Raw genomic sequence first — 23,718 nt, forward strand, 5'->3', positions numbered from 1 at the left:
CTCCAAGCCTTCACGGAAATTTTTCTCTCCATCGGCGTAACATAAAGCAAATTCAGGCATCCAATCCTTCAGTCAGCTTTTCTACAAGCAGGAGGACCAGGTCATGCGGGTCATCGCCGCGCTTCTAATTTCCCTGATCACGGGCCCCGCCCTGGCGGCGCAAGCCACGGCGGTGTTCGCTGGCGGATGTTTCTGGTGCACCGAGTCGGACTTCGAGAAACTCGACGGTGTCAGCGAGGCCATCAGTGGCTACGCCGGCGGTGACGAGGCCAACCCCACCTATGAGCAGGTCTCCAGCGGTGCCACCGGCCACACCGAATCGGTGCAGGTAATCTATGATCCGGACAAGATCAGCTACGCTCAGTTGCTGGATTGGTTCTGGCGCCACATGGATCCCACCGACGCCGACGGTCAATTTGTCGATCGCGGCCGCCAGTACCGGGGTGCCATTTTCTTCGAGACGCCGGAACAGGAAAAACAGGCACGGGCCTCCAAGACGGCACTGGAAAAAAGTGGCCGGTTCGAGAAGCCCATCGTTACCGAAATCACCCCATTAAAGGCGTTCTATCCCGCCGAGGAATACCATCAGGATTATTATAAGCGCAATCCGCTACGGTATAAGTTTTATCGCTACAACTCCGGCCGGGACCAGTTTCTTGAAAAGCACTGGGATGATCCGGATCACCTGCCCGGTGGCAAGAAGGCAAACGCGGAAGCCCCGATGAGCTGGCGCGGGCCCGAGCATTTCAACAAGCCTGATGAAGCCACTTTGCGGGCCCGACTGTCTCCCCTGAGCTTTCAGGTGACCCAGGAAGACGATACCGAACCGGCCTTCAAAAACACCTATTGGGACAATAAACAGCAAGGTATCTATGTGGATGTGGTCAGTGGTGAACCGCTGTTCTCATCCACGGACAAGTATGAATCCGGCACCGGTTGGCCCAGCTTCACCAAACCGATTAGCCCCGATGCGGTAACCACCCGTGAAGACAGTACTTTGTGGATGGTTCGCACCGAGGTCCGCAGCCGCTACGCCGATTCTCATCTGGGGCATGTCTTCAAGGACGGTCCGCGGCCCACCGGGGAGCGCTGGTGCATGAACTCCGCCGCCATGCGTTTCATTCCCAAGGAAGACATGGCCGCCGCCGGTTACGGCCAATACCTGACGTTGTTCGAATAGCGAGGCCAAACCGGTTAAAGAAATCACAGGCCATCATAAAACCATAATCTGTTGGTTATTCCCCGGTCATGTTCCGTTCTCACCCTCGTTACGCCGGCCCGGACTTTCCGGCCTTTCTTTTACGACGACGAGGGTGTCATGTCTGTTTCTTCAAGAACGTTCTGGCTGGGTATCATCTCCAGCGGTGTCCTGCTTGCCGGTTGCGGCAGCGATAGCGATAACAACCCCCTGGTGGATATCCGCCTGATGGAAACCACCGATATCCACGCCAATGTGATGGACTATAACTACTATGGCGATGCCGCCGACCCCAAGGTGGGACTGGTGCGTACCGCCACACTGATCAAGCAGGCTCGCGCCGCCCTCGACTTCCCGGACAACAGCTTCCTGGTGGATAACGGCGATCTTATCCAAGGGAGCCCCATGGGCGATTGGCGTCACGCCGAAGGCCTCCCTGCCGGCGAGATCCACCCGGTTTACAAGGCCATGAACGAGCTCGGCTATGACGTGGCCAACTACGGCAACCATGAATTCAACTATGGTCTGGAATTCCTGGCCGAAAGCGTCAACGACGCCGGCTTCCCGTACATTAGCGCGAACGTCTTCGTGGACGACGACGATGACAATCCGGACAACGATCAGCTGTACTTCGAGCCCTACCGACTGGTAACCAAGTCGGTCCGGGACCGCGACGGCAACAGTCATGACATCACGGTCGGATTCATCGGCTTCCTGCCGCCGCAAATCATGCAGTGGGACAAGAAGAACCTGGAAGGCGAGGTGATCACCAAGGACATCAAGGCCATGGCCGAGCGCTATGTGCCGCGGATGAAGGCGGAAGGCGCCGATGTTATTGTCGCCATTCCCCATTCCGGTATCAGCACCACGGCTTACTCCGAAGCGGATAAAGCGGAGAACAGCAGTTGGTATCTGGCGGACGTGGAGGGCATCGACGCTATCATGTTCGGCCACAGCCATTTACTGTTCCCATCCGACAGCTTCGCCGACACCCCCAATGTGGACGTGGAAAAAGGCACCATCAAGGGCGTTCCGGCGGTCATGCCCGGTTACTGGGGCAGCCATCTGGGCGTCATCGATATGACCCTGTCCTACGATACCGGAGCGGATCAGTGGTCCATCACCAACTCCCAAGTGCAGGCCCAGCCGATCTTCGCGGACGATGCCCCCGCGGTGGAAGCCGACTCGGCTCTGGTGGCCAAGCTGGCCGGGGATCACCAGGCCACCATCGATTACATGAACCAGCCCATCGGTGAATCCACTGACGACATCTACAGCTTCCTGGCGGTGGTGAAGGACGATCCGTCCATTCAGATCGTGGCGGATGCCCAGAAGGCCTACGTGGAGAATCTGATCGAAGGCGACGTCAATCTCCAGGATCTGCCGGTGTTGTCCGCCGCCGCGCCATTCAAGGCCTGCAGCCGGGAAGGGATCTGCGCCGATGAAAGCGCCTTCACCGTGGTGCCCAAAGGCGAACTGAAAGTGAAAAACGCCGCCGACCTGTATCTGTATCCGAATACACTGATGGCGGTGAAAGCCAATGGCGCCGAGCTGACTCAATGGCTGGAATGCTCCGCTTCCCAGTTTTTCCAGATCGACACCAGCACCAGCGCCCCTCAGGAATTGGTGAATTACAGCGGCTTTCCCACCTATAACTTCGACGTTATCGATGGCCTCACCTACCAGATCGACGTTACCCAGCCAGCGCGCTATGACGGCGACTGCGTCCAGGTCAGTGACGGCCAGCGCATCGTCAATCTGGCCTATCAGGGCAACCCGGTGGCGGACGACGATGAATTCCTGATCGCCACCAATAATTACCGCGCTGGCGGCGGCAAGTTCGCGGGCACCGGTGGCGACCACATCGTCATTGAGTCACCGGATGAGAACCGCGCGGTCCTGGCGGACTACATCCGGGAAAACAGTCCGGTTACGCCCACCGCCGACGGCAACTGGTCGTTCGCGCCGATTGACGCGGCCACCGATCTGACCATCGTGTTCCGGGTGCCCAATACCGACCGGGCCCGAAACTTCGTTGCCGAAAAAGCGCCGGAAGCGGTATTCCTGGAGACCAACGATAACAACGAAGCGGTGTACGAACTGGACCTGCAACCCTGACCTGGCAAGCTCACAAAGGGATCGTCACCTCTTCCCGCTCCAACACCCGGTTTACCGCCGGGCGTTGGAGCATGCACCGGGTGTGTTCGATCCACGCCGTATGCTCGCTCATATCCAGCCCCACCAGACTGCCCCACCTGAACAGCACCAACAGAAACGGATCCACCACACTGTACTGGTCACCCAGCGCCCAGGGCCCTGGTTGTGCCAAGCGCTCGGTCACATCCTGATTGGCCTGGGCCACCACCTTCAGACCTTGTTCCCTCAGAGCCGGGGCGTCATCCGGATCGGCACTGAACCGATGCGGACGCCATATAAGACCGTAGCCGGTACCGTGCATCCAGCCAGCCAACCACGCCAGCCATTCCTGAACACGGCCGCGCTGCAGAGCGGTCGGCGGCAACAGGGCCGGCGTGTCATGGCTTTCCGCCAGAAAGGTCAGGATCGCGGGCAGTTCGGTAAGCACGCCCGCTTCGCCCGGAATAGCCAGAGCCGGTACCCGCCCCTTGGGGTTGATGGCCAGGTAACCCGGCTTGGAAGTATCGCCGTCGTGAATCCGCAGGGGCATCAACCTGGTCGGCGCACCCAGTTCCTCCAATACGATATGCACTGCCATGGAGCAGGCACCGGACGAATAATACAACTGATAGCTCATGGCTCGACTCCTTGAACGGGAGTGTCAGCCTAGAAGCCCGTCCTGAACCGGACAAACGATACTTTGTAGGGTCTGGGCATTAGTGATATTAATGTCGCCCATGGATAGAAACTCGCTTCCGCCCCTGCAAACACTGGTGGCTTTCGAGGCCAGCGTCCGACTGCGCAGCTTCACTCTGGCCGCACAGGAACTGTCACTGACCCAGGGCGCGGTCAGCCAGCACATCCGTTCCCTTGAGCAGCGTCTGGGACGGCGGTTGTTCGAACGGCAACGTCAGGGCGCTGCCCCCACCAGGGAAGCCCAACATCTGGCCTTGCAGGTGCGCCAGGGCCTGGGTGTGCTGGAGCGGGCCTTCAAGACACCTCGTCGCAGGCACCGCGCCACCACGTTACGTTTGAGCACCTTACCGAGCATCGCGCAACGCTGGCTGTTACCGCGTCTGGCCGATTTCCATCAACGCTTTCCCGACATCCGCGTGGAGGTATCCACAGACGTCGATCTGGTCAAGCTGGGCGGTAACGCGAACAGCGACGTGGCACTGCGCTACGGCCCCGGAGGCTGGCCCGGCCTGCAATCGGAGGCATTGTCTTCGGAGTGGGTATACCCGGTGGCCAGTCCGGATTATCGCGATGGCAAACTGCCCCGCAGGCGGGCGGATCTGGGCCATTGCGTTTTGCTACGGCACGCGGCACAGCCCTGGGCTCTGTGGCTTCAGGCCGCGGGCCTGGCACTGGCCAACAGCGATCAAGGCCCGCTCTTTCCCAACCTGACCAGTTTGCTCGCAGCGGCGGAGAACGGCGAAGGTATCGCGCTGGCGCGGCATCATCTGGTGCGGGATGCGCTTGCGGCAGGCCGTCTGGTTCGATTGTGGAAGACCCAGGTAATCGACGTACATCGCTATTATCTGGTCTGGGCCCACCAGGCCGATAAGGACGACGCCATCGACACATTACGTCAATGGCTGAAAACCGCCTTTACTCTCTAAATCGATCGCGCCGGTTGGCGCGCTTTCAAACGCGGCCGGTTAAAGGCGATCGCCAGCAGAGCCGCCAACCCCAGCGCCCAGCAATAGTGAATGGCGCCGATCAATGACAACGGCGACAGTGATGCAATGGAGCAGGCCAGGAGGACTTGAGCGCCGTAAGGAATCAGCCCTTGCACCACGCAGGAAAAGATATCCATCAGGCTGGCCGAGCGCCTCGGATCGACGCCATATTCCGCGGCGATCTCCTTGGCCATTTCACCACACAGTACAATCGATACCGTGTTGTTGGCGACAAACAGATTGGCGGTGACCACCAGCAGCGCGATACCTATCTCACCGGCGCGCTGACTGGACAGCTTCAGCCAGCGGGTCAGCGAATGAATACGTTCGATCAGCCAGCGCGTGCCACCCTGATCATTCATCAGTTGCGACAACCCACCGATCAGCATCGATAACAACATGATCTCGAACATGGATTCGAAGCCCTGGTAGATCGCCCCATTGACGTCGACCAGACCGTATTCCGGACTCAGTATCACGCCAGTGAGCCCGGCGGTGACGATACCAATCACCAGCACCACCAATACGTTCATCCCGGACAGCGCCAGAGCGAACACCAGCAGGTAAGGCATAACCCGCCAGTAGGACACGGATTCGGACGGCACCGTGTGTTCGCCGTCCCCCAGCAGCGCCAGCAACACCACCGTCGCCAACGCCGCCGGCAGCGCTATCCAGACGTTCACCCGGAATTTGTCCTTGAGCGAGACGCCCTGACTGCGAGTGGCGGCGATGGTGGTATCCGAGATCATCGACAGGTTATCGCCCAGCATGGCGCCGCCAACCACGGCTCCCAAGGACAAGGGCAACGACAACGAGGTGGCCTGGGCGAACCCCACCGCGATCGGCGCGGTGGCGGCGATGGTTCCCATGGAAGTGCCCATGGCGGTAGCGATAAAAGCGGAGATCAGGAACAGAGCCGGCAGTACCCAACTGGCCGGCATGATCTGCAACCCGAATTGAACGGTGGCATCAACGCTGCCGATACTCTTGCTGACGCTGGCGAAGGCGCCGGCCAACAGGAATACCAGGCACATGAGAATGATGTTGGGATGGCCAACGCCCACCAGCAAGCGTTCGACACTGTGATGGAAGGACTGCCGTGCCAGAAGGAATGACAACACAATGGCGACAACCGCCACCACCGGCGCCTTGATTTGATAGAACGCGAACTCCGCCCCCGCGGCACTGAAATAAAGCCCGCTACCGAGAAAGACGACAAGAAAGAAAAGTAGCGGGATCAGCGCCCATGCCCGGGCGGGAGTTTGCGTCATACTGGCCGGCCTGTCGGTCCAAGAAGTCTGACCGTCCAGTGTAGGGGGAAATGCGGGATGCCGAAACCGGCTCTTAGCCCAAGAACAGCGACGCCGGTGGTACGCAAAGTCCTCGCCCCAGCAGACCAGCCCGTCCGTCGCCGCCCACCATGGCGATGGCCACCCTGGGCAGGTCCGTATCAGCCGTGACCCGATGACATGCGAGTCCGATCGGCAACTGCAAATCCTCGAATAAAGGATGCGCTCCGATCAGCCAGTCCGGTGACGCCTCCGCCGGATTTGGCCACCATGGCGCCAGTGTCTCGGCCACTCCAGAACAGCACCTCCACGCCTGGGCTCCCAGCCCGAAAGCATCGATCACGCCGCTGTCGCCAACCATGGGGCTGACCGGCACGGCGGAGGCTGATATTCGGGGCCCCTCGGGCACCGGCGCGGCGCGGGTATGCCAGCGAGCCGGGTCTCCGGCCACTCGAAGTCCCACCCGGCGGCCATTGCCCGCCAACGCCAACACCAGGCTGGAGCCGGCTTCCCCGGCGGCGGCGGCCAGCATCAGATGACAGGCGCCCATCCATAAAGTAAGAAAAAACAGCGGTGTATTGCCCAAACACTCAACAACCTCAACGGGCAACGTGGATGGCATCGCCGCGCATAAGGCCGTATTGGCATGGCTGGTTTGGGCATGCAAATCATCACCCGCTTCAAGCCCCAGACGGGCCAACGGCAGTAACGCGACCGGCCGGGTCGCCAGCCCCTTTCGCAGTGCCGGCGCCAGGATCCGGTCGCGCCAGTACAACCGCTCCAGGATCGCCGGATCCCGGCTGCCGAAGCGGATCTGAGGCCCGCTTCCACTACTCAGCAAAGACCAGCAACGGTGCCCGGGATTCGCGGCGTCACTGATTTCCGCCAACGCCGTCGATGGCGAGATCACCGCGGCAAGCGGTGTGACCACCGAGAACGACTGAGCCGGCAGCATTCTCACCTGACCCGTGCTGATCAATCGTTCCGCCTCCTCCTCGTTTCGTGCCCACCCTTCATACAGGCAACACAGAACCGCCGAAGACAGGATCGGCGGGCTGGGGTCCCGCGGGTCCTCGAATGGCGGGCCGGCGTGCAACAAGGTCCGGTCCGGCAACGGCAACGCTCGCCGCGCTTCCGCCACACCAGACCATTGTGGCCGGACCTGCCGAACCTTCGTCAGCGCCGCCCGATTGGCGCTCTCCACGGCATCCATCCCGGCCCTTGGGTCGGATGCCATTCAAGCCACCTCCGGTATCGGCAGAATCGACGCCGTGGCGTCAAAACGCCGCCCCTCACGCAGGCAGAACACGGGCTGCAACATACGTTCGGCAATCACCTCCGTGCCTTCATTATCCCGCATCAACCAACGGCCGCTTTCATCGGACAGCACACTGATATCCGCCACCCGGCCAACGCCAAGCGAGCCAATCTCATCACTCATACCCACCATGCTCGCCGCGTTCACCGTCACCATCGGAATCACCTGCTCCAGACTCAGGCCCAATGCGATCATGCTGGTCATCGCCGACACCAGGCTGAAGCGGGAGGTGCCCTTGAACATGTGCTCCTCATCCGGGTGCTCATGCTCCTCGGGAGTACCGGCCGGCGCCGGCACCGAAGTGTTATAGCCATGCATATCGGAACCGAGCGTATGCGGCACGATACCCGCGCTCAGCACCTTCTCCGCCATTTTGAAACTGAAGTGGGAACCGTGCCCCACATCCACCTTGAGCCCGCGCTCGATGGCATCCCGTACCAGCGGGTGCACTTCCCCATTCAGCTCAACGAACCCGCCGGGGTGGCGGCTGAAAGGGTGCGCCAGCACATCACGCGGTTTGAGCAGATCCACCACCTGAGTAAAGATGGAGTCCGGGTCCACATCCATACCGCCCTCTTCGGGCTCCGGCCAAAGCTGGCCAAAATGAATGTAGACCGGCAGCCCTGTCTGCTCGCCGATGGCGGCGGCCTTTTGCATCACTTCCGTTCCCCAACGGGCAAAACCGCCCAGCTCAGCGTGAGCCTTGATGCCCTTCACCACATCCGCGTTGGCTTTGGCCGCCTTGACGGTGGCGGCAATGTCGGCGCAATCCGGCCGGTACAGTTGTGGATAAAAATGGCCTTCCAGCCCTCCCACCAAATAAGCGGAAATAAAGGACAACACCCGGCTGTGGGAAGGCTCGATCACATGCTTGCGAAAGCCTGGCAGTGTCATGCAGCTGGCGCCCCCCTGATCGACCAGAGTGGTGACGCCGGAATGCACACCGCAAAGATCCGCATTCAATCCAAATCGCCCGGTAACATATTGATAGACATGGCTGTGGGTATCGATCAACCCGGGCAGTACCAGCCTGCCGCTACAGTCGACGCTTTCCACGTCCCCGGGTACATCGCCACCCTGCAACCGGCCAACAGCGGCGATACGTCCGGCGCGCACAAGAACGTCACAAACCTCATCAATGCCGTTGGCGGGATCGATCACACGACCGCCGTGCAGTAGTAATGCTTGCATGAAGACCTTCCAGGTAAATGTTACTGATGACGATCAGGTAGCAATACACATGCCAATCCATAGCCATTATTCTTTTTGTGAATCTCTAACTTGCTGTTCTTCATGGGTTTACGTTCTCCAATATTTATGTGGTATACCATTTATATGGAAAAATGAAGGGCGCATTCAAGACGGCTTGATCTGCGCCGGCACCAATTCGAACCCTGGACTGTGCACCGACGGTGCGCGCCGCTTCAAGAAGCAGCGTTGCCATTCTCTTATCATCATATAGTTGGCATACCACATATTGCCGCATTGTGGTGCGCAAGCCCTTTTTCGGAACCGTCGCCGGCATTCATCGTGTCATCATTCATGTGGTATACCCCTTTTATGCATATAGAACATACCAAATAAAATCATAAGGTTACGCTCACAACATAGGCTTTAAATCGACGATGGCACAGGACTTGCTGCCGCCTTATCAGCATTCCAGCCATGGCTGGGGCCGGCATCATCATAGTGATAAATCCAATCGTACTTCAGGAGCGCTTTATGTTGATCAAACCGCTGTATGCGATGCTGCTCGGGGGAGCATTACTGGCATCTCAGGCGCAGGCCGACGACACCATCAGGATCGGGGTTTCACAGCCGTTAACCGGATCCGTGGCCGCTTCCGGTACCTACGTCACCAACGGCGCACGTCTGGCCGTGGAGCACATCAACGGTAAAGGTGGTGTACTGGGCAAACCTCTGGAGCTGATTATCGAGGACAACAAGTCCAACCCGAGGGAGGCGGTCAACACCGCGGAGAAACTGATCCTGCGCGATAAAGTGCCGGTCATGATGGGGGCCTGGGGTTCCACCTTCACCCTGGCGACAATGCCGAAGCTGGAGGAGTACGGCGTTCCCATGGTGGTGGAGACCGCTTCTTCATCCAAGGTTACCACTTCCGGTAATCCCTGGGTTTTCCGTATCAGCCCGACTTCGATGATGGAAGCCCAGGCGTTCGCCAAACAGCTCTCCTCGTTCGCTCCTGCTATCAAGAAGGTGGATTTCCTGTCGGTGAACAACGACTGGGGACTGGGCGCGGCCGGCGCCTTCAAGGAGGTGCTGGAAAGCAAGGGGATTGAAGTAGGCCGTTCCGAAATCATCGCTCCGGATGCCACTGATTTATCCGCGCAATTGGCTGCCCTCAAAAACAGCGGCAGTGACACCATTATCGTTACATCAGGTGTGGAACAGCTAACTCTGGCGATTCGCCAGGCAGCCGAGCAAGGCATAAAACAACGGCTGGTCACCACTGGTGGGTCGTTTCCCGAACCCCTGGTGAAAAATCCGGGACCCAAGGGATACGTCAGCACGCACCTGTTGTTTTTCTCACCCTGGACCGCGGATCAATCCATTCATCCGGATATCGCCAGGACTTACATGGATGCCTGGGAAGCAAAAGGCTATCCGTTCCCGGGTCTGACCGAAGGCTTTCGCGGCTATGACGCCATTCTTACCATCGCGGAAGCAATTCGCGTGGCCGGAAAAGCCGAACCGGAAGCGATCCGCGATGCGCTTTGGAAGGTCAAACTGGCCGGTGTGAATGGCGACATCGCCTTTCACAAGGAAGGCCCCGAAGGCCGGGAAAGCGGCCAGAACACACCCAATATCTACATCATCCAGTTGCAAGACGGCGAAGTTTCAGCACTGTAACGGCACCCTTATCCCCTTTGCGCAGTGCAAGGCGGATGTGAGTCAGGGAGATTATTTTGGACCAGTTCCTCCAGCACCTCGTCAACGGCACGGTGCTCGGTGCCACCTATGCCCTGCTTGGCATCGGGCTCACGCTTATCTTCGGCATCATGAAAGTGGTCAACTTCGCCCATGGCGAGTTATACGCTTTCGGTGCCTATGTGGCCTACGCTCTGGTATCGCTGTTGCAGATGGATTATTTCGTGGCGCTTATCCTCGCGGCAGGCCTGGGTTTGCTATTGGGCGCGAGCATTGAGTTCCTGCTGTTGCGGCGTTGCCGTCTGGAGAACATCGACGAGGTCATGCTGATCATGATTGGGGTCATGATCATTATGCAGAACGCCGAACTGCTGGCCTGGGGCGGGGTCGCCAAAGTAGTCCCCACCCCGTTCCCGCAGGAGTCCATTATTATCGGCGGCATCTATCTGTCACCAACACGATTGTTTGTTCTTGGCGCGGCCATTGTGCTGCTGTTGGCCTTCTATCTGGTGATTGAACGTTCCCGGTTGGGGCTGGCGATGCGCGCCACCTTTCAGGACGAGGACGCGGCCCGTATCGTCGGCGTCAACGTGGGCCGGATTTACACACTCACCTTCGGTCTGGGATCGTCACTGGCGGCCATTACCGGGGCGCTGTTGGCACCGGTTTTCGTAGTCACACCGACAATGGGCGACCTGGCCAGCCTGAAGGCCTTCGCCATCGTTATTCTTGGCGGTCTCGGCAACATACGCGGAGCGGCGCTCGGCGGCTTCGCGCTGGCGCTGATTGAAGAGTTCGGGGCGGCTTACATTTCCACCGCCTATCGAGACGCGATCGGTTTCCTGGTGATTCTGGCCGTTATGATCGCCCGCCCACAGGGGTTGTTCGCGGCCAGGGAAAGGGTGGGTTGATTATGCGGAGATTGTCTTTTCTTGTCATTGTGGCCGCACTGGCTTTGCTGCCGGTGCTGTGGCCCGATCCCTATTTGCTGTCGGTAGTAGCGGCCGCGGGAATCATGATCATCGCCGCCATCAGTCTTAACCTGCTGCTCGGCTTCACTGGCCAGCTCAGTCTCGGACACGCCGCTTTTTTTGGCATTGGCGCCTATACCAGTGCGCTGCTCTCCCTGGGCTTCGACGTCGATCTGGGCTTCTCATCGCCTCTGGTAGTAGCACCCAAACCGGTATGGGTGGCTTTCGCCGGTGGCATCGTCATGGCATCACTGTTTGGATGGCTGTTGGGCAAGGTTGCTTTTCGCGTACGCGGTGCCTACTTCGTGATCGTCACCATCAGTTTTGCTCAGGTCATGCGCATGGTGGCGCTCAATTGGGTCGATCTGACCGAAGGCCCCATGGCTCTGGTTTCCATTCCACCCCTGAGCCTCTGGGTTCCCGGCGAAGGCGTTGTCCGCCTGGTCAGCAAAGCCTCGACGTACTGGTTGGTACTGGCCGCCGGTGTGCTGGCCTACGTGATCGTGGCCAATCTGGTACGCAGCCGCATCGGCCGTGCCGCCATCGCGTTACGGGAAAACGAGGTACTGGCAAAGTCCATCGGTATCCCGGTGACCCGGTGCCTGATCGTCTTTTCGGTCCTCTCCGCCGGTATCGCCGGTGCCGCTGGCGGTCTCTACGCCCATACCGTGCGGATCATTGACCCGGACGTTTTTCTGTTCATCTACACCATTACCATGGTGATCATGGTGATCGCCGGCGGCAAAGGCACCCTGGCTGGTCCGGTAGTAGGCGGTCTTATTTTCGGGCTCTTACCGGAAATGCTCAGAGGGGTGGTGGCACCGGAAGTGCAATGGATGATTTACGGCGCTTTGATGATCCTGATTCTTCTGTTCATGCCCAAAGGCATCGTTCCCGCCTTTGGTGGCTTATTAAAGCGCGGCAGGATTTCCGTGCGCCGCCCCTCCGCTACTCAAGGAGCCAGCTCATGACTGTATCCGCCGCGGAGCAGCCGGAAACGTTACTGTCCTTGTCCGGCATCAGCCTGCGCATCGCCGGCCTGCAGATTCTCAGCGACGTGGACCTCCGGGTTGAACCCGGCCGGATCGTCAGTCTGATCGGCCCCAATGGCGCCGGCAAAACCACGGCGTTCAATATTATCTCCGGCTATATGCGCCCCAGTGCCGGTTCCGTGCATTTTCTCGGACTGGACATTACCGGCAAACAACCCCATGAGATAGCCGAACTGGGTTTGGTCCGCAGTTTCCAGAGGACCAATATCTTTGGTAACTGCACCGTGTTCGAAAACCTGCTTACCGCTTTTCACATGCAAGGTCGTAGCGGACTCTTCGGTGCCATATTCAGGCTGCCCGCCTTCCAGCGAGAAGAGCAGGCGCTGGAGGCACGTACACGGGAGATGCTTGGTTTTCTGGAACTGGAGCATCGCGCCGATGATCTTGCCGCCAATCTGTCCTATGGCGAACAGCGTCTGCTCGGCGTCGGTATTGCCCTGGCGGCCCGGCCCAAGCTGTTATTGCTGGATGAACCCGCCGCGGGTTTGAACCCATCGGAAACCGAGGACTTCAAGCATATGGTGCGGCGTGTAGCCGACAGCGGCATCACCATTCTTCTGGTGGAGCATGACATGCACATGGTGATGTCGATCTCTGATTACATCGTGGTGTTGAACCAGGGGCATCGCATTGCCGACGGCAACCCCGCCGACATTCAAAGCGACCCGGAGGTAATTCGGGCGTATCTGGGATCAGGATTGCAACGTGCTAAAGCTTGATGATATTACCGTTCACTATGGCGCCACCGTGGCGGTGGACAAAGTATCGCTGGAAGTGAATGAAGGTGAGTTCGTCACCCTCATCGGCTCCAATGGCGCCGGCAAGTCCAGCACGCTCAGGGCCATCAGCGGCCTGGAACCCGTGGTCTCCGGCACTATCACCTTTGAAGGAAAGCCGATTACCAACGCCAGGCCACAGAGCATTATCGAGCACGGTATTGCCCATTGCCCGGAAGGGCGTCGTGTATTCTCTCAATTGAACGTGCGCGAGAATCTGGAGATGGGGGCTTACTGCCGCGGCGATCATGCCGGTATCCGTGATGACCTTGAGTCCATGCTGGACCGTTTCCCACGGTTGCGTGAACGTATCGAACAACCCGCGGGCACCCTTTCCGGCGGTGAGCAGCAAATGCTGGCCATCGCACGGGCGCTGATGTCCCGTCCGCGACTGGTTATGTTCGACGAACCCTCCTTGGGCCTGGCGCCCAACTTCGTCGAGCAGGTTTTTGAGTTGACCGCCGAAATCCGCGCTGCCGGCACCACCGTACTAATGGTGGAACAGAACGCCTATGCCGCGCTGGAATTGTGCGATCGGTCCTATCTCCTGGAGACCGGACGGGTGGTATTGCAGGGCACCGCCAGGGAAATGCGTGACAATCCGGATATCCGCAAAGCTTATCTGGGCGGATAAGGCCCCCATGGTCAGCCCGCGCCACCAGCGGCTAGACTGAACCACGTTATTCACCTGGAGACTACGGTATGCGACAGGTTCTTTTGATTGTCGACGTACAACCTTCGTTTTCTCCGCCGGCCTGGCTTCTTCGGGACATTGACCGTTTGCTCGGCCATATGCCGACCGTGGCGACGGTGGAGTGTCATGACGAAGCGATCACACCCTTTCAGGCGCAATTGGGTTGGCGGCCGCCGGAACAGGAACGAAGTCTGATCGCGGCCGACCGGCACTTCGTCAAACATGGCTACCGTCCTACCAACGAGGTGCTGCACCATCTTATCCAACTAGCCCCGGAAAGGGTTTTGGTGTGCGGCATCCAGACCGAAACCTGCGTACTCGCCGCCGGCTTCGCGCTGTTTGATCTGGGGCTGCGCCCGACTCTGATTACGGACCTGACCCTGGGCTCATCACTGGATCCCTCCGGCGCGCTCGGTGCTCGGCTTTGGCGACATCACTTCAGGCACACCACGACGTTGACGGAGCTGCTCGCGACAGGTACCTGAAAGACGATCAGACGGAGAATCCAGGGAAGAATCAGATATCCAGCACCAAACTGGCCGACTGGCTTGAAGAGCAGCAGATGATCATGGTGCCACGGCGATCATGCTCTTCCGCCGAACATACCGTGTCACGATGATCCGGGCGCCCTTCCAATACCCTCACCTCGCAGGCCCCGCAAAGCCCCTGTTCACAGGAATACATGAGGTCGGCGCCGGCATCTCGCAGGGCGTCCAGGATAGTTTGCCCGGGAGCCACCCGCACCTGCGCGCCGGAGCGCGCCAAAGTCACCTCGAACGCATCATTCGAAGCCGCCGCTAGTGGGGCGGCCTGAAAGCGCTCCATATGGATGCGGCGCCGCGCATTCAGCTCCTCTCCCAGCCGCTCCAGGTGATCGAGCATCCCCTTAGGGCCGCAGCAATAGATCTCGGTTTGCCTGGTCACGCCCCTGACCACAGCGGCAAATTGCCCGGCGCTATCCTCCGGAGAAGCGGCGTAATGGACCGTAACATCGCTGCGACCGCGCAGCGTTTCCAGAAACAATCCGTGTTTTTTTGAGCGGCACCAGTAATGCAGCCGTACCGGCCGACCGCTTGCGCGGACATGCTCATACATAGAGTAGATTGGGGTGATACCGATCCCCCCCGCCAACAGCATTACCGGTGAGGTACCCGGCGTTATCTCGAACTGGTTGCGAGGCGGGCTCAGATCAAATACCTGTCCTACCCGGGCACTGTCGTGCAGCCAGCGAGAGCCGCCCCTGCCGTTCTCTTCCCGCTTTACCGCGATAACATAGCGCCGCGGCGAACACAGCGGTGTTATCAGCGAGTATTGACGTAGCACCCCACCCGGCAAACCAATGTCCACATGCGCGCCGGCGGAGACCGGCGGCAAAGCCGCTGGTGTAATCGCCTCGAACTCATAGAAGATAATTTCTTCCGCACCATAGCGAATGGTGTCCAAACGAACCGGCAAGGTCCCGGTATCCTGAAAAACACCGGTATCAGACCGTGCCATACTGAACTCCCATCTTCTGCAGCCAGGAACGGTACTTCATACCGAGCAGATCGGTACGGTGGTGAAGCTCTTGACGCAGATCAGTGGGAATCCGTTCTGGGCGTTGCGTATCGACAATGTCACTGTCCTGGGCATAGACCAGATCCTGACGTTGACGCACTTCATCATCCGTCGGCATGGGGTTGAAGTTCATGGCGCAGCAAATCCGAACGATGCTTTCCGTCTCGCTCACTTGTTGGGCGGTCAGATAAGTGCAGAAGCGATCATTGGGATTACCTTCATGGGCGCGGTCCGGGTCCGTAATCAGGACACGTTTTTTAAAGTAGGCCACCAACGGCCGCAAGCATTTGTAGGCATAGAATGCGGTTACCGGCACATTACGCGGATCCCCATAAGGCTGGGTCACTTGCACTTCGGAAGAGGCCAGGCCTCCGTTCTCCTCCCAGACGTCATAAGCTCCGATCGGATCCGGATCATCCATCAGGCCGTTCACGCCCGCGTGCACGAAAGGGAAATGGGTGGGATCAATGAAATTCTCCACCGCCCGATAGCCGGACTTGAAGCGGTAGGGGCCGCACACCACCTTCTTGTAGCTGTCATCGTTCCACTCGGGGAAATCCGGTATATCGTGCTCCGGTTCGCCCAGGCTGGTCCAGATGAAGCCATAGGCTTCCTTGACGTGATGGCTGATGGCCTTGGCCTTTTTCATCGGTGTCTCCCCCGGGGAAGCGGGGATTAGCCGGCACTGCGCCGTGCCATCGTAGTTCCAGCCATGGTAAGGACACACGACCCGGTCACTGGCGATAAACCCTTTGGAGAGCCGCGCTCCCCGGTGGATGCACAGATCTTCCCACACATGAGTCTGGCCACTTGAATCACGCCAGATCACCAGATCGCGCTCGAACAGGGTGGAGGGTATCAAATTACCTTCCGTTACTTCGTCGGAAGCAGCCACCACGTGCCAGTCGTTCAACAACGCGGGCTCCAGGGTAACGTCCTGCTGGTTCAGCTGTTCTCTGCAGTTCATTGGTATCTTCCTCGATTACAGCGGCCGGAGTAATACCTTTGAAAAGCAAGTTGTATGCCACCCTTTTTCAAGCCCAGCCTGGCCGTTACAGACCTTTCCCGCATTGACTTAAGTGGCTGATTTTCGTGGTTATATTAGATGGATTCCGAGTTTATATAGCGGCCATGAAAATGCGGCTTTGAAGGTAAAGCGTGCCACTGGGCAAGGCATCTTTATGTGGTATGCCTCTTAGTTGAGCATGAAAGGACGACGATTATCACGCTCTCTCGCCCGTTCTCCCGTCATGTCGCAACCCAGGTTGACAAGCCGAAGGGCGCTGGTCTTTACTTCTTCTTATTCTCACCAGATATTTCTCCACATTTTTTATGGGCAATTCCTCTAAGACATCCAGGAAAGCGGCCGCCGCTCAACTGGCCAATGCGGTCGAACGATCCGCCCTGCTTGGCCGTCCGGGTTTTCTTATTCGTCGTTTGCACCAGATCCACTGCGGACTGTTTCTGGATGAAACCCGGGAGCACAACATCACGCCGGTTCAGTACAGTCTGATGACCACGTTAAGCACCCACGGAGAGATGGACCAGAACAGCCTGGCTCATGAGATCGGCCTGGAACGCACCAGCGTGGCCGAGGTGATCCCCCGCTTGGAAGCCCGGGGTTTGCTTAAACGCCGGCAGAGCGACGAGGACCGGCGCTTCAAACTGGTCAAGCTGAGCCGCAAAGGGGTTTATTTACTGAAAAAGATGGAGCCCGCCGTGCAACGGGCTCACGATCGCACCATCGAAGCCATCCCGAAAGATCAGCGTGATGTCTTCATGTTGCAGTTGATCAGACTGGTGGAAGCCAATAACGAAAACGGCAGCGCGCCATTCCGGTTGAGCAAGGGAGGCGACGGATAACCGCGCCTTCGATACGCAGTCACTATCACGATGTGCTATGAAGCCACTGCAGGAGCTTGCCTGCAAGCGAATGCCTGAAACGAGGTCCGATTCGCTTGCAGACAAGCTCCTGCAGCGGCCTTTTAGCTACCTCCGAATCCCGCTTCCAAGGCCGGCAATGATGGAGCGCGTACGGTGCCGGCGTTATTACTCCACCGTCACCGACTTCGCCAGGTTACGGGGCTGGTCCACATCGGTGCCACGCAGTACCGCCACATGATAGCTGAGCAGCTGCAACGGCACGGTATAGACGATGGGAGCGATGATTTCCGGCACCGCCGGCAGATTGAGCACGTGGATCCCCTCGCCTTCCTTCACATGGGCGTTCTTGTCGGCGAACAGGTACAGCTCACCGCCGCGGGCACGCACTTCCTGCAGGTTGGATTTCAACTTCTCCAGCAGTTCGTCGTTGGGCGCCACCGCCACCACCGGCATGTCCTTGTCCACCAAGGCCAGGGGGCCATGTTTCAGCTCACCAGCGGGGTACGCTTCGGCATGGATGTAGGAAATCTCCTTGAGCTTGAGCGCCCCTTCCATGGCCACCGGGAACTGTACACCACGCCCCAGGAACAGGGTGTGATGCTTTTCCACGAAGGCCCGGGAGAGCTGCTCGATGGGCTTGTCCAGAGAAGCGGCTTGTTCGATCAGGTTCGGCAATTGGCGCAGCTCGTTGAGAATACTTTCGATTTTCTCGTCCGCCATACCTTTGCGCCGGCCGAGCGCCATTACCAGCATCAACAAAGCGGTCAGCTGGGTCGTGAACGCCTTGGTGGAGGCCACGCCAATTTCCGGGCCGGCCTTGGTCAGGAACACCAATTCGGACTCGCGTACCAAAGAAGAGCCGTCCACATTGCAGATCGCCAGCCGGCCCACATAGTTGCTGGAGTCGGTGTCACGCAAAGCCGCCAGGGTATCGGCGGTTTCCCCACTCTGGGAGATGGTGACGAACAGCGTGCCTTCCGGCACCACGTGCTGGCGATAACGAAACTCACTGGCCACTTCCACCTGGCAAGGGATGCCGGCGAGCGCTTCCAGCCAGTAGCGGGCCACCATACCAGCATGGTAGCTGGTGCCGCAGGCAACGATCTGCACGGTACGCACCTGGTCGAAAATCGCCGTCGCCCGCTCTCCAAAAGCGTCGCTCACGCTTTGTGGTGAGTCGATGCGATCTTCCAGGGTGCGTTGGATGGCCGCCGGCTGCTCGAAGATTTCCTTCTGCATGTAATGCCGGTATTCGCCTTTTTCCGCATCCTCGTGAGCGCCGTCGAGCTCATGCACCTCGCGGTTCACTTCGTTGCCATCCGCGTCAAAGATGCGCACGCCTTCGAGTGTCACGTCCACCATGTCCCCTTCACCCAGGAACACGAAGCGATTGGTCACCGGCAACAACGCCAGTTGATCGGATGCCACGTAGTTTTCGTCGATACCCAATCCCACCACCAACGGAGAGCCGGAGCGGACCGCCACCAGACGATGAGGCTCCCGGGCATGGATCACGCCCAGAGCATAGGCGCCCCGCAGCCGCTTGACCACGCTTTGCAAGGCACGGAACAGATCAGCAGTTTCCGCCATGGCGCGATGGACCAAATGGACCACCACCTCGGTGTCGGTGTCGGAAGCGAACTGATAGCCTTCGCTTTCCAGTTCCTCGCGCAATTCCTGGAAGTTCTCGATGATGCCGTTATGCACCAGAGCCAGTTCCTCACCGGACAGGTGCGGGTGGGCGTTTTTCTCGGAAGGGCGGCCATGAGTAGCCCAGCGGGTGTGTGCGATACCGGTGAAGCCGGAGGCATCGGTTTCACGAACCGCCTGCTCCAATCCGGCCACTTTTCCCTGGCGACGCACGCGCTGCAAACCCTGATCATTGATCAAAGCCACACCGGCACTGTCATAACCCCGGTATTCCAAGCGTTTCAGGCCAGTGATCAAAATATTGCTGACGTTGCGCTGAGCCACAGCTCCGACGATTCCGCACATAACGGTCTTACTCCTTGCTTCACTGATCCTGTTTTTTTACAGGACGCTGCCAATCCATAATGTTGCGCTGTTTACCACGCGCCACTGCCAGAGCGTTGTCTTCCACATCCCGGGTAATGGTGCTGCCCGCGCCGATGGTTGCATTTTCGCCAATGGTGACCGGCGCGACCAGTGAAGAATTGGAACCGATGAAAGCGCCGTCCTTCATGATCGTCTGGTATTTGTTAACGCCGTCATAATTACAGGTGATGGTGCCCGCGCCCACATTCACGCCCTTGCCGATCCGGCTGTCGCCGATGTAGGTCAGGTGATTTACCTTCGACCCCTCTCCGATGGTTGCTTTCTTGGTCTCCACGAAATTGCCGACCTTCGCCTTGGCCGCCAGTTCCGTGCCCGGTCGCAGGCGGGCAAACGGCCCCACCTGACAATGCTCGCCTACGCGGGCACCATCAATGACAGAGTTGGCTTCAACCACGGTGTGAGCACCGAGATGGGCATCCCGAATCAGACAATTGGGGCCGATGCGCACGCCGGACTCGATGGTGACCTTGCCTTCCAGGACCACGTTGACATCCATCATCACGTCACCGGCCACCTGGACATCGCCACGCACATCAAGACGGGCCGGATCCATCAGCGTGACACCGGCGCGCATCAGCGCTTCGGCCTGGTTCAGTTGATAAACCCGTTCCAGCCGTGCCAGTTGCACGCGGTCATTGACGCCGTCCACTTCCCACGGAAAAGCGGGCTGGGCGGTTTCCACCGTCATTCCTTTTTCCACCGCCATGGCGATCAGATCGGTCAGGTAATACTCGCCCTGAGCGTTGTTGTTGGACAGTGCCGGCAGACTTTCCGACAGAAACCCACGGGTACAGGCGAGGATACCGGTGTTGATCTCCGGGATGCGTTTTTCGTCTTCGCTGGCGTCTTTCTGCTCAACAATGCGCTGTACCTTACCGTCCTCTCCACGAACGATACGCCCGTAACCGGAAGGGTCGTCCATGGTCAGGGTCATCAACGCCAGGGTCCGTTCGTTTACCCGGGCAACGAACTCCCGCAGGGTTTCCGGCCGGATCAGCGGAACATCACCGTAGAGGACCAGTACCACGTCCTCTTCCAGATAAGGCAGCGCCTGGGCCACCGCGTGGCCGGTGCCGAGCTGTTCAGCTTGTTCCGCCCAGCGCAGGTTGGTCCCCTGCACCGCTTCGCGCACCTTCTCGCCACCGTGGCCATACACCACCACGGTATTCAACGGGTCGAGCGCCGCCGCCGCGTCGACAACATGCTGCACCATCGGCCGCCCGGCGATGCCGTGAAGCACTTTGGGGAGGGCGGACTTCATGCGGGTTCCTTTACCCGCGGCAAGGATCACTACCGCTAGGTTCATGTCTGTTCCGGGCTCCATAACGGGGTCGAAAGGGTGTTTATCCTATCCCTCGACCATTGCAAATAAAAAAAGGGCGGCACATGGCCACCCTTTTTTACATCTCTTTGAAAATGGTGCCACCGCAAGTGTTAGCGCTTCGCCATTTTCTTGATCTGCTCAATGGTCCGCAGGCGGGCGGAGGCCTCCGCCAGAACAGCGGCGGCACGGGTGTAATCCATTTCCGAATTCTTCCCTTCCAGCGCTTCCTTGGCACGCTGTCTGGCTTGCTCCGCCTGGGCACCGTCCATATCCTGGGCGCGCTCGGCGGTGTCGGCCAACACCGTCACCAATTTCGGCTGGACTTCCAGGAAGCCACCGGATACGTAGAACACTTCTTCCTCACCGTTCTGCAGCTTCACTCGCACCGGGCCTGGCTTGAGGCGGGTCAGCAACGGAGCGTGGCCGGGCAGAACACCCAGATCACCTTCGACACCAGCCGCCACCACCATCTCCACCAGACCGGAGAAGAGTTGCTTTTCGGCACTCACAATATCGCAATGCACGGTCATCGCCATTTCGGTTCCTCCCCGTGCAGGTTACTTGCCACCGCGTTTGTTGTAAGCCTCTACAACTTCATCGATGGACCCCTTCATGTAGAAGTCCTGCTCGGGGATATGGTCATAGTCGCCTTTCAGGATACCGCTAAAGGAGCGAATAGTATCCTTCAGGGACACATATTTACCCGGAGAACCGGTAAATACTTCCGCCACGAAGAACGGTTGAGACAGGAAACGCTCGATCTTACGGGCCCGGGCCACGGTGAGCTTGTCTTCCTCGGACAGTTCGTCCATCCCCAGAATCGCGATGATGTCCTTGAGCTCCTTGTAGCGCTGCAGAACAGTCTGCACGCCACGGGCGGCCTCGTAATGCTCGTGACCAATCACCAGCGGATCCAACTGACGGGAGGTGGAATCCAGCGGGTCGATCGCCGGGTAAATACCCTTGGAAGCGATGTCACGGCTAAGTACCACGGTGGCGTCCAAGTGGGCGAAGGTGGTGGCCGGAGACGGGTCGGTCAAGTCATCCGCGGGGACGTATACCGCCTGCACGGAGGTGATGGAGCCGGTTTTGGTGGAGGTGATCCGTTCCTGCAGAACGCCCATCTCTTCCGCCAGAGTCGGCTGGTAACCCACCGCGGAAGGCATACGGCCCAACAGTGCGGATACTTCGGTACCGGCCAGGGTGTAACGGTAGATGTTATCCACGAAGAACAACACGTCGCGACCTTCGTCCCGGAACTTCTCGGCCATGGTCAGACCGGTCAGCGCCACACGCAGACGGTTACCCGGCGGCTCGTTCATCTGACCGTAAACCAGGGACACTTTGTCGAGAACGTTGGAGTCCTTCATTTCGTGGTAGAAGTCGTTACCTTCACGGGTACGCTCCCCCACACCGGCGAACACGGAGAAACCGGAGTGCTCGATCGCGATGTTCCGGATCAGCTCCATCATGTTCACGGTCTTGCCCACGCCGGCGCCGCCGAACAGGCCGACCTTACCGCCTTTGGCGAAGGGGCAAACCAGGTCGATAACCTTGATGCCGGTTTCCAGCAGTTCGTTGGTGGCTGCCTGATCCGCATAAGTAGGTGCTTTACGGTGAATGGGCATACGCTCCTCTTCACCGATCGGGCCTGCCTCGTCAATGGGGCGTCCCAGCACGTCCATGATTCGGCCCAGGGTCTTGGTGCCGACCGGAACCTGAATCGCTTCTCCGGTATCGGTCACGGGCAGACCCCGTTTCAGACCTTCGGTGGAGCCCATGGCGATGGAGCGCACCACACCGTCGCCCAACTGCTGTTGAACTTCCAGCGTGGTTTCGGTGCCGTCCACGGTGAGCGCGTCATACACCTTGGGTACATTATCGCGCGGAAATTCGACGTCGATCACAGCACCGATGATCTGAACAATACGACCGCTACTCATGCTTGCATCCTCTTAAACTTGCGTTTTTCGCCGCGTTTACCGGTATTGTCGCCAAGCCGTTATACCGCGGCGGCACCACCAACGATTTCGGAAATTTCCTGCGTAATGGCTGCCTGGCGCGCTTTGTTGTACACCAGTTGCAGATCACGAATGATGTCACCGGCGTTATCACTGGCCGCCTTCATCGCTACCATCCGCGCCGCCTGTTCGCAGGCATTGTTCTCTACCACACCCTGGTATACCTGGGACTCGATGAACCGCACCAGCAGTTCATCAAGCAGCTCCTTGGGCGCCGGCTCATAGATGTAGTCCCAATGGCGCTTGAGCTCTTCATCGTCGCCCGGCTCCAGCGGCAGCAACTGGATCTGCTTGGCCTGCTGCGTCATGGTGTTCACGAATTCGTTGTACATGATGTACAGACGATCGATCTCACCAGACTCATAGGCTTCCAGCATGACCTTGATGGAACCCACCAGGTCTTCCAGATGCGGGGTATCGCCAAGACCGTTGACGGTGGCTTGCACATCACCGCCCATGCTCTTGAAGAAGCTGATTCCCTTGGAACCCACCAGGCAATAGCTTACCTTGGCACCCTGTTCCTGCCATTCGCGGGCGCCTTGCACCACTTTCTTGAGCAGGTTCACGTTCAGGCCACCGCACAGACCCCGGTCGGAGGTCACCACGATATAGCCCACGCTTTTCACTTCCCGCTCTTGCAGGTAGGTGTGCCGGTATTCCAGATCAGCGTTGGCAAGATGCGCCACCACCTGACGAATGCGGGTGGCGTAGGGCTTGCTGGCAGCCATGCGGTCCTGCGCCTTGCGCATTTTGCTGGCCGCCACCATCTCCATTGCACGGGTGATCTTCTTCGTGCTCTGGACGCTAGAGATCTTGCCTTTGATCTCTTTACCGCTAGCCATAGGACTAAT

General features: G+C 58.8%; 21 protein-coding genes. 10 read left to right on the top strand and 11 right to left on the bottom strand.

Annotation, left to right across the window (positions count from 1 at the left end; genetic code table 11):
* Nucleotides 1–103 precede the first annotated feature (103 nt).
* Nucleotides 104–1,180 carry a peptide-methionine (S)-S-oxide reductase MsrA gene (gene msrA / locus RYH70_RS20640; RefSeq protein ID WP_080531798.1) on the top strand — a complete coding sequence of 359 codons (1,077 nt, stop codon included), beginning with the start codon at nt 104–106 and terminating at the stop codon, nt 1,178–1,180.
* 138 nt (nt 1,181–1,318) lie between these two features.
* Nucleotides 1,319–3,316: a bifunctional 2',3'-cyclic-nucleotide 2'-phosphodiesterase/3'-nucleotidase gene (locus RYH70_RS20645; RefSeq protein WP_317009593.1), complete on the top strand. Its 1,998-nt coding sequence runs from the start codon at nt 1,319–1,321 to the stop codon at nt 3,314–3,316.
* A gap of 10 nt (nt 3,317–3,326) precedes the next feature.
* Here the strand turns inward: RYH70_RS20645 and RYH70_RS20650 are convergent, their stop codons facing one another.
* Nucleotides 3,327–3,971: a glutathione S-transferase family protein gene (locus RYH70_RS20650; RefSeq protein WP_022997345.1), complete on the bottom strand. Its 645-nt coding sequence runs from the start codon at nt 3,969–3,971 to the stop codon at nt 3,327–3,329.
* A gap of 100 nt (nt 3,972–4,071) precedes the next feature.
* Here RYH70_RS20650 and RYH70_RS20655 point away from each other — a divergent pair, with 100 nt between their 5' ends.
* Complete coding sequence (locus RYH70_RS20655) at nt 4,072–4,956, top strand: LysR substrate-binding domain-containing protein (RefSeq protein WP_055100812.1); 885 nt, start codon at nt 4,072–4,074, stop codon at nt 4,954–4,956.
* On the opposite strand, the gene RYH70_RS20660 is transcribed toward RYH70_RS20655, so the two are convergent.
* From RYH70_RS20660 to RYH70_RS20670, 3 genes are all read right to left on the bottom strand, one after another.
* Entirely contained in the window at nt 4,953–6,287 is a 1,335-nt protein-coding gene (locus RYH70_RS20660; protein WP_022997347.1) for a Na+/H+ antiporter NhaC family protein, read from the bottom strand. The two genes, RYH70_RS20655 and RYH70_RS20660, sit on opposite strands and share 4 nt — an antisense overlap.
* Nucleotides 6,288–6,360: 73 nt before the next feature.
* The gene (locus tag RYH70_RS20665) at nt 6,361–7,542 is read right to left on the bottom strand and encodes a YlbE family protein (RefSeq protein WP_317009594.1); all 1,182 of its coding nucleotides are present in this window, start codon (nt 7,540–7,542) and stop codon (nt 6,361–6,363) included.
* Nucleotides 7,543–8,814 (bottom strand): amidohydrolase/deacetylase family metallohydrolase, encoded by a 1,272-nt coding sequence (locus RYH70_RS20670; RefSeq protein ID WP_317009595.1) that lies wholly within the window; start codon nt 8,812–8,814, stop codon nt 7,543–7,545.
* A 531-nt stretch (nt 8,815–9,345) separates the two neighbouring features.
* Between RYH70_RS20670 and RYH70_RS20675 the strand changes: the two genes are divergently transcribed.
* The 6 genes from RYH70_RS20675 (at nt 9,346) to RYH70_RS20700 (ending at nt 14,490) form a co-directional block, all read left to right on the top strand.
* Entirely contained in the window at nt 9,346–10,494 is a 1,149-nt protein-coding gene (locus RYH70_RS20675) for an ABC transporter substrate-binding protein (protein ID WP_055100305.1), read from the top strand.
* Nucleotides 10,495–10,550: 56 nt separating this feature from the next.
* Nucleotides 10,551–11,423 carry a branched-chain amino acid ABC transporter permease gene (locus RYH70_RS20680; protein ID WP_022997352.1) on the top strand — a complete coding sequence of 291 codons (873 nt, stop codon included), beginning with the start codon at nt 10,551–10,553 and terminating at the stop codon, nt 11,421–11,423.
* A gap of 2 nt (nt 11,424–11,425) precedes the next feature.
* On the top strand, nt 11,426–12,454 hold the full coding sequence (locus RYH70_RS20685) for a branched-chain amino acid ABC transporter permease (protein ID WP_031229078.1): 1,029 nt from the start codon (nt 11,426–11,428) through the stop codon (nt 12,452–12,454).
* Nucleotides 12,451–13,254: an ABC transporter ATP-binding protein gene (locus tag RYH70_RS20690; protein WP_317009596.1), complete on the top strand. Its 804-nt coding sequence runs from the start codon at nt 12,451–12,453 to the stop codon at nt 13,252–13,254. Before RYH70_RS20685 ends, RYH70_RS20690 begins: the two co-directional genes overlap by 4 nt.
* Entirely contained in the window at nt 13,241–13,945 is a 705-nt protein-coding gene (locus RYH70_RS20695; RefSeq protein WP_022997355.1) for an ABC transporter ATP-binding protein, read from the top strand. Before RYH70_RS20690 ends, RYH70_RS20695 begins: the two co-directional genes overlap by 14 nt.
* A 68-nt stretch (nt 13,946–14,013) precedes the next feature.
* A complete protein-coding gene (locus RYH70_RS20700; RefSeq protein ID WP_022997356.1) occupies nt 14,014–14,490 on the top strand; it encodes a cysteine hydrolase family protein in 477 nt (158 codons plus the stop codon).
* 31 nt (nt 14,491–14,521) lie between these two features.
* On the opposite strand, the gene RYH70_RS20705 is transcribed toward RYH70_RS20700, so the two are convergent.
* Nucleotides 14,522–15,502 (bottom strand): PDR/VanB family oxidoreductase, encoded by a 981-nt coding sequence (locus RYH70_RS20705; protein WP_317009597.1) that lies wholly within the window; start codon nt 15,500–15,502, stop codon nt 14,522–14,524.
* Nucleotides 15,489–16,529, bottom strand: a complete 1,041-nt coding sequence (locus RYH70_RS20710) for an aromatic ring-hydroxylating dioxygenase subunit alpha (RefSeq protein WP_317009598.1) — start codon at nt 16,527–16,529, stop codon at nt 15,489–15,491. Before RYH70_RS20710 ends, RYH70_RS20705 begins: the two co-directional genes overlap by 14 nt.
* Nucleotides 16,530–16,894: 365 nt before the next feature.
* On the opposite strand from RYH70_RS20710, the gene RYH70_RS20715 reads away from it, so the two are divergent.
* Nucleotides 16,895–17,425, top strand: a complete 531-nt coding sequence (locus RYH70_RS20715; protein WP_022997359.1) for a MarR family winged helix-turn-helix transcriptional regulator — start codon at nt 16,895–16,897, stop codon at nt 17,423–17,425.
* A 186-nt stretch (nt 17,426–17,611) separates the two neighbouring features.
* On the opposite strand, the gene glmS is transcribed toward RYH70_RS20715, so the two are convergent.
* The 5 genes from glmS to atpG form a co-directional block, all read right to left on the bottom strand.
* On the bottom strand, nt 17,612–19,441 hold the full coding sequence (gene glmS / locus RYH70_RS20720; protein WP_022997360.1) for a glutamine--fructose-6-phosphate transaminase (isomerizing): 1,830 nt from the start codon (nt 19,439–19,441) through the stop codon (nt 17,612–17,614).
* Between the two features lie 19 nt (nt 19,442–19,460).
* The gene (gene glmU, locus RYH70_RS20725; protein ID WP_026948786.1) at nt 19,461–20,828 is read right to left on the bottom strand and encodes a bifunctional UDP-N-acetylglucosamine diphosphorylase/glucosamine-1-phosphate N-acetyltransferase GlmU; all 1,368 of its coding nucleotides are present in this window, start codon (nt 20,826–20,828) and stop codon (nt 19,461–19,463) included.
* A gap of 128 nt (nt 20,829–20,956) precedes the next feature.
* On the bottom strand, nt 20,957–21,382 hold the full coding sequence (locus RYH70_RS20730; RefSeq protein WP_022997362.1) for a F0F1 ATP synthase subunit epsilon: 426 nt from the start codon (nt 21,380–21,382) through the stop codon (nt 20,957–20,959).
* A 21-nt stretch (nt 21,383–21,403) separates the two neighbouring features.
* Nucleotides 21,404–22,789: a F0F1 ATP synthase subunit beta gene (atpD, locus tag RYH70_RS20735; protein WP_022997363.1), complete on the bottom strand. Its 1,386-nt coding sequence runs from the start codon at nt 22,787–22,789 to the stop codon at nt 21,404–21,406.
* A gap of 59 nt (nt 22,790–22,848) precedes the next feature.
* Nucleotides 22,849–23,709, bottom strand: coding sequence for a F0F1 ATP synthase subunit gamma (atpG, locus tag RYH70_RS20740; RefSeq protein ID WP_022997364.1), 861 nt, complete (start codon nt 23,707–23,709; stop codon nt 22,849–22,851).
* Between the last annotated feature and the right edge of the window lie 9 nt (nt 23,710–23,718).

This window comes from Alloalcanivorax xenomutans (assembly GCF_032810065.1).
GTDB lineage: Bacteria > Pseudomonadota > Gammaproteobacteria > Pseudomonadales > Alcanivoracaceae > Alloalcanivorax > Alloalcanivorax xenomutans.